The organism is Streptomyces silaceus, from assembly GCF_001419745.1.
Taxonomy (GTDB): Bacteria; Actinomycetota; Actinomycetes; order Streptomycetales; family Streptomycetaceae; genus Streptomyces; species Streptomyces silaceus.
The window spans coordinates 586-9107 of record NZ_LIRJ01000588.1 but is presented as its reverse complement, the minus strand read 5'-3'; the positions used below and the strand labels follow the sequence as shown (position 1 = coordinate 9107).

At 72.1% G+C, this 8522-nt stretch carries 8 protein-coding genes and 1 pseudogene; 7 read left to right on the top strand and 2 right to left on the bottom strand.

Features of this window, described 5'->3' with window-relative positions:
• Window positions 1–136: 136 nt before the first annotated feature.
• On the top strand, window positions 137–268 hold the full coding sequence (locus tag AOK22_RS43810) for a hypothetical protein (protein ID WP_269086343.1): 132 nt from the start codon (window positions 137–139) through the stop codon (window positions 266–268).
• 47 nt (window positions 269–315) lie between these two features.
• Window positions 316–930 carry a dihydrofolate reductase family protein gene (locus AOK22_RS37180; protein WP_055703076.1) on the top strand — a complete coding sequence of 205 codons (615 nt, stop codon included), beginning with the start codon at window positions 316–318 and terminating at the stop codon, window positions 928–930.
• A 124-nt stretch (window positions 931–1054) separates the two neighbouring features.
• Here the strand turns inward: AOK22_RS37180 and AOK22_RS37175 are convergent.
• Window positions 1055–1999 (bottom strand): annotated as a pseudogene (locus AOK22_RS37175) (glycoside hydrolase family 16 protein); the annotation flags it as partial.
• 133 nt (window positions 2000–2132) lie between these two features.
• On the opposite strand from AOK22_RS37175, the gene AOK22_RS37170 reads away from it, so the two are divergent.
• From AOK22_RS37170 to AOK22_RS37150, 5 genes are all read left to right on the top strand, one after another.
• Window positions 2133–2771, top strand: coding sequence for a mycothiol-dependent nitroreductase Rv2466c family protein (locus tag AOK22_RS37170; protein ID WP_055703074.1), 639 nt, complete (start codon window positions 2133–2135; stop codon window positions 2769–2771).
• Between the two features lie 101 nt (window positions 2772–2872).
• Entirely contained in the window at window positions 2873–3769 is an 897-nt protein-coding gene (locus tag AOK22_RS37165; RefSeq protein WP_107102126.1) for an imine reductase family protein, read from the top strand.
• A 58-nt stretch (window positions 3770–3827) separates the two neighbouring features.
• Window positions 3828–4220, top strand: coding sequence for a MerR family transcriptional regulator (locus AOK22_RS37160; protein ID WP_055703072.1), 393 nt, complete (start codon window positions 3828–3830; stop codon window positions 4218–4220).
• On the top strand, window positions 4217–4567 hold the full coding sequence (gene trxA, locus AOK22_RS37155; protein ID WP_055703071.1) for a thioredoxin: 351 nt from the start codon (window positions 4217–4219) through the stop codon (window positions 4565–4567). The genes AOK22_RS37160 and trxA overlap by 4 nt, the downstream gene beginning before the upstream one ends.
• A gap of 200 nt (window positions 4568–4767) precedes the next feature.
• Complete coding sequence (locus tag AOK22_RS37150; RefSeq protein WP_055703070.1) at window positions 4768–7014, top strand: HelD family protein; 2247 nt, start codon at window positions 4768–4770, stop codon at window positions 7012–7014.
• Here the strand turns inward: AOK22_RS37150 and glgB are convergent.
• Window positions 6989–8522: 1,4-alpha-glucan branching enzyme (glgB, locus tag AOK22_RS37145; protein ID WP_244165264.1), on the bottom strand; the 1534-nt coding region annotated here is incomplete at its 5' end. The genes AOK22_RS37150 and glgB overlap by 26 nt on opposite strands.

Genomic DNA, 8522 nt, shown 5'->3' with positions numbered 1-8522 from the left:
GCCGTCGAGGAGACCCGTCGAGGAGACCCGCCGCGGAAACCCGTCGAGGAAAAGCGTTGACACCACTTCAGGTGAAGTACTACGTTCTAACCACTCCAAGCGAAGTACAACGAACGACGTGATCCAGAGGAGCTCGATGCGAAACCCGAAGAAGTTCCGCGCCCCGGCCGCCCGGACCGCGCAGCCCCACCGGGCGTTCCCGCAGCCCGCCAAGCCCCGGTCCGTGCCGAGGCCCCGGCCGCTCCCCAAGCCGGGGAACCGCAGCTGAACGACCGTCCCGACGCCCTTCCGACCCGCCACCCTCAAGGAGACCCCATGCGAAAGCTCGTCTACTTCATCGCCGTCAGCCTCGACGGGTTCATCGCCGGGCCCGACGGCTCCGACCCCACCGGCCCCGACGGCTTCTGGCCGGTCGGTCAGGACTACCTCGAGACGCTGGTCGGGCAGTACCCCGAGACCCTGCCGGGGCCGGCCCGCGAGGCGCTCGGCATCACCGCGGAGGGGACCCACTTCGACACGATCCTCGAGGGCCGCAGGACGTACATGATCGGCGTGGACGCCGGAGTCCCCGACTGCTACCCGCACTTGAGGCACATCGTCTTCTCCCGCACCCTCACGGAGGCGCCCGCCCCCGCCGTCGAGCTGGTCGCCACCGACCCGGTCGAGAGGGTGCGCGAGCTGAAGCGCGAGGAGGGCAAGGACATCTGGCTGTGCGGCGGTGGCGAACTCGCCGGGGCGCTGCGCGGCGAGATCGACCGCCTCATCGTCAAGCTGGGCCCGCTGACGCTCGGTTCGGGCACGCCGCTGTTCTCGTCGAAGACCGCCTTCGACCCGGTGACGTACGAGCGGACGGACGCCGTCCTCCTCGACAGCGGCACGGTCTTCCTCACCTATGACAAGCGCGTCGAGGGGGCGGGGAGCGCCGAGTAGTGCCGGTCGGGGGCCGGTGGCCCGGCAGGTGTGAGGGGGTTCGGTCCCTCCAGGTCCGTGGAGGGGGTGCGTACGGACCTGGAGGGACGGCGGTGGTGCCCGAGCGCCGGGCGCGTGGTCAGGGGCGGGTCCAGACCGCGACGTAGTCGACCGCCATGGAGTGGCCCGGCTGCGTCGCGGGTGTGGGGGTCGCGTGGCCCGCCACGCCGTCCGGGAAGCCCCCGCCCATCGCCACGTTCAGGAGAAGGAAGTAGCCGTCGTGCGACGTCATGTCGGCCCAGGTCTTCTCCGAGAAGCGATCCTGGCCGAGCGAGTGGAACTGCTGCCCGTCGACGTACCAGCGCAGCTGGTCGGGCGTCACGGAGCGGTCCCACTCGAAGCGGTACGTGTGGAAGTCCGCCTGGCACGCCGGGCCGGGGCAGGCGCGGCTCGCGCCCAGGCCCTGGGTCTCGTTGCAGTCGCCGCCCGGGTTCACGCCGCAGTGCAGCACGCCCCAGACCGAGTTGACGCCGTTCACGTTCTCCATGACGTCGAACTCGCCGATGGACGGCCAGTTCTGGTAGTTGCCCCGGTAGGGCGAGCCGAGCGCCCAGAAGGCCGGCCAGTAGCCGAGCGCCGCGTCGCCCGTGACGTCCGGCATCCGGATGCGGCCCTCGATCGCCAGGGTGCCGCCCTCGGGGGCCTTGAAGTCGGTGCGCCTGGACTCGATCCGCGCGGAGGTCCACGTGCCCGAGGGGTCGCGGCGGGGCGTGATCCTCAGGTTGCCCGCTCCGTCGACACTCAGGTTGTCCGAGGAGTCCGTGTACTCCTGGATCTCGCCCGTGCCCCAGTTGGCGGGGCCGCCCGGATAGCCGTGGCCGAGGTCGACCTGCCAGTTGTCCGAGGAGGGCGCACTGCCCGCCGGGCCGTTGAAGTCGTCGCTCCACTCCAGCGACCAGCCGGGCGCGGGCGGCGGCACGTCACCGCGTGCCGTGCCCGGCAGCAGCAGCGTGCCGAGCAGGCCGACGGCGGCCAGGCCGGCCAGAAGAGGGGTCCTGCGCAGCCGGGGGAGTGGGGGGATCGTGCTCATCGGGCACCTCCGTGGGGGTGGGAGTGTGGCGGTGAGAGCGCTCTCAGAAGGGTGCTGCTGGTTTTGTAGTTGTGGGTGCGCGTCCCGTCAATGGCTGTGGTGCGTCAACTTCCCGAAGGCGTACGGTGGTTGGGTGAGTTCCTCCGCTGTATCAGCCGCCTCGTCCGCCCCACGGGCGGTGGGCGTCGACTTCTGGTTCGACCCCGTGTGTCCGTACACGTGGATCACCTCGCGCTGGCTCCGTGAGGTGGAGCGGGTGCGGGACGTCGAGGTGCGGTGGCGCGTGATGAGCCTCGCCGTGCTCAACGAAGGTCTCGCCGTGGACCCGGAGGATCCCGAGGGGCTGTACGGGGAGTACATGAAGGCGCACGGCCGGGTGTGCGCGGCGGTCCGCGAGCGGTACGGGAACGAGGCCCTCGGCCGCTACTTCGACGCGCTCGGGAGCCGTGTCCACGAGCGGCAGGACTGGTCGGGGATGACGGCCGCGCTCGTGGAGGCGGGCCTCCCCGCGGAGCTGGAGTCCGTGGCGATGACCTCGGAGTACGACGCCGTGGTGCGGGCCTCGCACGACGCCGGGACCGCCCTGGTCGGCACGGACGTCGGCACGCCCGTGCTCTCCGTCGAGGGCGCCGGGGCGCTCTTCGGCCCCGTCGTGTCACCGGCGCCCCGGGGCGAGGCGGCGGGGCGGCTGTGGGACGGCGTCGTGCTCATGGCCGGGGTGCGGGGCTTCCATGAGTTCCGGCGTTCCTATGGGGAGCCCGACTTCGGCTGACGCCCGCTCACCGTCTCCACCTGGATGCTTACCTCGTGGTGGGTAGCTGACCAAATAGTCGGTACTTGTGGGGAGTCGGGGGTGCGCCAAGCATGGTCGGCATGCCGAATCACTCGTCACACTCCCCTGCCCTCCCCGCCGTCGCCGTCCTCGGTCTCGGAGCCATGGGACAGGCCCTCGCCGGCGCCTTCCTGGCGGCCGGGCACCCCACCACCGTCTGGAACCGTTCCCCGGGCAAGGGCGAGGACCTCGTCGCCCGGGGTGCCACCCGGGCTGCCGCCCCCGCCGACGCGGTCCGCGCCGCCGAGGTCGTCGTCGTGTGCGTCCTCGACTACGACGCCGCACAGGCCGTCCTCGACCAGGCGGCCGGCGAACTGCCGGGCCGCCTCCTGGTGAACCTCACCTCCGACACCCCCGAGCGCGCCCGCGAGGCCGCCGCCTGGGCCGGGGCGCTCGGCGCCGACTACCTGGACGGCGCGGTCATGGTGCCGGTGCCGATGATCGGCACACCGGACGCGCTGATCTTCCACAGCGGCCCGCGGGCCGTGTACGAGAAGTACGAGGCGACGCTCGGCGCCCTCGGCGGGCGCACCGCCCACGTCGGCGAGGACCACGGGCTCGCCGCCGTCCACGACCTGGCCGTCCTGGACTTCTTCTGGACGGCGATGCACGGCCTGGTGCACGGCTTCGCCCTCGCCGCCACGGAGGGTGTGCGGGCGACGGCCGTCGCCCCGTACATGAACGCCCTCGCCGCCCTGCTGTCGAGCGTCGTCGACGGCACGGCGCGGGAGCTGGACGCGGAGGAGTTCCCCGGCGACCTGGACAACCTCACCGTGGAGGCGGCGAACGTGCGGCACATCGTGCGCGCCGCCGAGCGCCGCGGCCTGGACGCGGGCGCGCTGCGCGGTGTCCTCACGGCGGCCGACCGGTCCATCGCGCTCGGGCACGGCGCCGACAACTGGACCTCGATCGTCGAGGGCATCCGCAGGCCCGCCTGACCCGTGCCGGGGAGAAAGGGCTCGCCTTGACGCCCACGTCAAGGATTACGGTCGTGGCATGCGAATCGGCGAGCTCGCGGCGCGCGCGGGGACGACCACGCGGACGCTGCGCTACTACGAGTCCCGCGGGCTGCTCCCCGCGCGGCGCACCGGCAACGGCTACCGCACGTACGACGAGGACGACCTGCGGCTCCTGGAGCAGATCCGGGTCCTGCAGGACTTCGGGTTCGACCTGGAGGAGACACGGCCCTTCGTGGAGTGTCTGCGCTCCGGTCACCCGGAGGGCGACTCGTGCCCCGCGTCGCTCGCCGTGTACCGCCGCAAGCTCACCGAACTCGACGCGCTGATCGGTCAGTTGAACTCGGTGCGCGAGCAGGTCGGCGCGCAGCTGGTGCGCGCCGAGGCGGCGCTGGAAGGCGGCCCGGAGCCGCGGTGCGAACTGACGGGATGAGGAGAGTGGTGACGGTGAAGGCGGCAGGCGTGGCCGAGGTGACGGACGCGGACTTCGCGGGGGAGGTGCTCGGCGAGGCGGACCGTCCGGTCCTGGTGGAGTTCACGGCGGACTGGTGCGGACCGTGCCGGCAGCTCGCCCCGGTGCTCAGCGAGCTGGCGCGCGAGGAGGCGGACCGCGTCAAGATCGTGCAACTGGACGTGGACCGCAGTCCGGAGACCGCGATCGCGTACAAGGTGCTCGCGGCGCCGACCATGATCGTGTTCCGTGGCGGCGAGCCGGTGAAGCAGATGGTGGGCGCGCGGGCCAAGCGCAGGCTCCTGGAGGAGCTGGCCGACGTGCTCTGAGGGGGCCGCACGCGCTGAAGGGCCCGCCCCGAAGGGGCGAGGGACCCGCGCCGAAGGATCAAGGAAAAAAGCCCCGGACGAATTGACGTCCGGGGCTTTTCTCTGCGTATATTGGATTCTTTCGCGGAGCCCTGCCCATTTGAACATGGGGGCATCGCGGAAAGTTTCAACAAGAGCACTGTAACTGGCGAGGGGCTGAATTGTCAACCGAGGAATTGCGGGAAGAGCAGCAATTCGTCTCCGGGCTGTACGCGCGCCTTGACGCGCTGCGCGAGGAGGCCGAGGCCGCCGTACAGGCATCGTTGTCCCAGGTGGGCAGCGGTCTCCAGGCGCGCCTGGAGCGTGATGTGCTGGTGGCGGAGCGGTCCGGGCTGCTCGCCGCCTTCAACGCGGGAGAGAACGGCCTGTGCTTCGGGAGGCTCGAATTCCGCGACGGCCGTGACCACCACATCGGGCGCATCGGAATCCGCGCCTCCGACACCGAACGCACCCCGCTCGTGATCGATTGGCGTGCCGATGTCGCGCGCCCCTTCTATCTCGCGACGGGCCACACGCCGATGGGCCTGCGGCGGCGCCGGCACATCACCACCGAGGGCCGCGAGGTCACCCACCTGCACGACGAGATCCTCGACCTCAGCGACACCACCCGCACCGGCCACGAGGGCGCCGACGCGGACGAGGTGCTGCTCGCCGCCCTCGACTCGGCCCGCACCGGCCGCATGCACGACATCGTGCAGACCATCCAGGCCGAGCAGGACCGGATCATCCGCGCCCCGCACCGCGGCGTCCTCGTCGTCGAGGGCGGCCCCGGCACCGGCAAGACCGTCGTCGCGCTGCACCGCGCCGCGTTCCTCCTGTACGCGCACCGCGAGCTGCTCGCCAAGCGGGCCGTGCTGATCGTCGGGCCGAACCCCGCGTTCCTCGGCTACATCAGCGAGGTGCTGCCCGCGCTCGGCGAGACGGGCGTGCTGCTCTCCACGGTCGGCGAGCTGTTCCCCGGCGTGACCGCGACCGGCACCGACAGCCCCGCCGCGGCCGAGGTCAAGGGCCGCGCGGAGATGGCCGAGGTGCTCGCCGCCGCGGTGCGCGACCGGCAGGCCACCCCCGAGCCGGGCGAGCCGATCGTCATCGCGCACGACGACGGCGACCTGGTCCTGGACTGGACGATCGCCCTCGCCGCCCGGGACGCGGCCCGCGCGGCGGACGTCCCGCACAACCTGGGGCGCCCGCACTTCGCGTTCCGGATCATCGACGCGCTCACCGAGCAGCTCGCCGAGCGCATCGGCGCCGACCCGTACGGCGGGCCCAACTTCCTGGGCCCCGACGACATCGCCCAGCTCGGCAAGGCCATCGCGGCCAGCCCCGAAGTGCACGCGGCCATCGAGGAGTTGTGGCCCACCCTCACCCCGCAGCGCTTCCTCGCCGACTTCCTTCAGGAGCCGACGGGCCTCGCCGAGGCGGACGCGGCGGCGATCCGCAGGCCGCCCGGCGCGGCCTGGACGCCCGGCGACATCCCGCTGCTCGACGAGGCGGCCGAGCTGCTCGGGCACGACGACAGCGCGGCGCGCGCGGCGGCCGAGGCCGAGCGCGCCCGCCAGATCGCCTACGCGCAGGGCGTCCTCGACGTCTCGCGCGCCTCCCGTACGTACGAGTTCGAGGACAAGGACGAGGAGGACGCCGAGGTCCTGCTCGCGCACAACATCATCGACGCCGAGCGGATGGCCGAGCGCCAGGAGGAGCTGGACCACCGCAGCGCCGCCGAGCGCGCGGCCGCCGACCGCACCTGGGCGTTCGGGCACATCATCGTCGACGAGGCGCAGGAGCTCTCGGCGATGGCCTGGCGGCTGCTCATGCGGCGCTGCCCGACCCGCTCCATGACGCTCGTCGGCGACCCGGCGCAGACCGCGGAGGCGGGCGGCTGCGGCTCGTGGGAGAAGATCCTTTCGCCGTACGTCGAGGACCGCTGGGAGTACACCCGGCTCGGCGTCAACTACCGCACGCCCGTGGAGATCATGGACGTGGCGGCCGAGGTGCCGCGCGTCGAGCAGCCCGACTTCCGGCCGCCGAGCTCGGTGCGCTCCACGGGCGTACGGCCCTGGGCGCGCCGCGCCGACGACCTCCCCGCGGCCGTGGCCGACGCGGTCGCCGCCGAGACGCGGGACGAGGGCCGCCTCGCGGTGATCGCCCCGCGCGAGCTCCACGCGGAGCTCGCCGCGCAGCTCCCCGGGGTGACGGCCGGGGAGGCCCCGGACCTGACGCGGCCGGTCGTGCTGATCGACCCGCGTCAGGCGAAGGGCCTGGAGTTCGACACGGTCCTCGTCGTCGAGCCGGCCCGCTACGGCACGAGCGACCTGTACGTGGCCCTGACCCGGGCCACGCAGCGGCTGGGCGTGCTGTACGAAGGCGAGCTGCCGGTGGCGCTCAAACAGGTCGAAGCCACACGGTAGCCAGCGGCGGCAGGGTCAGGCGCAGCGACGCGGGGCGGCCGTGGGACGCCACCGGCTCCGGCTTGAGCGGGTCGGGGTTGGTGACGTCGCCGCCGCCGAAGCGGGCCTCGTCGGTGTTCAGGACCTCCTGCCAGGCGGCGAACTCGTCCGGCACGCCCAGGCGGTAGCCGTGCCGGACGACCGGTGAGAAGTGCGAGACGGCGAGCAGCACGGAGCCGTCCTCGGCGTACCGCAGGAAGGCGAAGACGTTGTCCTCGGCGGCGTCGCCCTCGACCCAGGCGAAGCCCCCGGGGTCGGTGTCGCGCTGCCACAGGGCGGGCTCGCCGCGGTAGACGGTGTTCAGCTCGCGGACCAGGTCGCGCACGCCGCGGTGGTCGGGCTCGGCGCCGTACGCCGGATCCAGCAGCCACCAGTCGGGTCCGTGCCCCTCCGACCACTCGGCGCCCTGCGCGAACTCCTGCCCCATGAAGAGGAGTTGCTTGCCGGGGTGGGCCCACATGAAGCCCAGGTAGGCGCGGTGGTTGGCGCGCTGCTGCCACCAGTCGCCGGGCATCTTGGACACCAGCGACCGCTTGCCGTGCACCACTTCGTCGTGCGAGATGGGCAGGACGTAGTTCTCGCTGTAGGCGTACACCATCGAGAACGTCATCTCGTTGTGGTGGTACTTGCGGTGCACCGGCTCCTTGGTCAGGTAGCCGAGGGAGTCGTGCATCCAGCCCATGTTCCACTTCAGGCCGAAGCCGAGGCCGCCGAAGCCGCCGGGGCCCGTGTGGTGGGTGGCGCGGGTGACACCGTCCCAGGCGGTGGACTCCTCGGCGATGGTGACGACGCCGGGGCTGCGGCGGTAGACGGTCGCGTTCATCTCCTGGAGGAAGGAGACGGCGTCGAGGTTCTCCCGGCCGCCGTGCGCGTTCGGCGTCCACTCGCCGTGCTCGCGCGAGTAGTCGAGGTAGAGCATGGAGGCGACGGCGTCGACGCGCAGGCCGTCTATGTGGAACTCCTCGCACCAATAACTGGCGTTGGCGACCAGGAAGTTGCGTACTTCGCCGCGGCCGTAGTCGAACTCCAGGGTGCCCCAGTCGGGGTGCGCGGCGCGGGCCGGGTCCTCGTGCTCGTACAGGGGCCGCCCGTCGAACTCGGCGAGCGCCCAGTCGTCGCGCGGGAAGTGCGCGGGTACCCAGTCCATCAGGACGCCGATGCCCGCCTGGTGCAGGGCGTCGACCAGGTACTTGAAGTCGTCGGGGGTGCCGAGGCGGGCCGTCGGCGCGTAGAAGCCGGTGACCTGGTAGCCCCAGGAGCCGCCGAAGGGGTGCTCGGCGACGGGCATCAGCTCGACGTGCGTGAAGCCGAGGTCAGCGACGTAGGCGGGCAGCTGCTCGGCTAGTTGACGGTACGTCAGGCCTGGCCGCCAGGACGAGAGATGCACCTCGTACACGGAGAACGGCGCCTCGTGCACCGGAACGTCCGCGCGGCGGGCGAGCCACTCCCGGTCGTGCCACTCGTGGTGC

Bases quoted from the DNA above. Each gene is read 5' to 3' on its own strand.
- AOK22_RS37180 (WP_055703076.1), top strand. From the start codon at position 316: ATGCGAAAGCTCGTCTACTTCATCGCCGTCAGCCTCGACGGGTTCATC.
- AOK22_RS43810 (WP_269086343.1), top strand. From the start codon at position 137: ATGCGAAACCCGAAGAAGTTCCGCGCCCCGGCCGCCCGGACCGCGCAG.
- AOK22_RS37160 (WP_055703072.1), top strand. From the start codon at position 3,828: ATGCGAATCGGCGAGCTCGCGGCGCGCGCGGGGACGACCACGCGGACG.
- AOK22_RS37165 (WP_107102126.1), top strand. From the start codon at position 2,873: ATGCCGAATCACTCGTCACACTCCCCTGCCCTCCCCGCCGTCGCCGTC.
- trxA (WP_055703071.1), top strand. From the start codon at position 4,217: ATGAGGAGAGTGGTGACGGTGAAGGCGGCAGGCGTGGCCGAGGTGACG.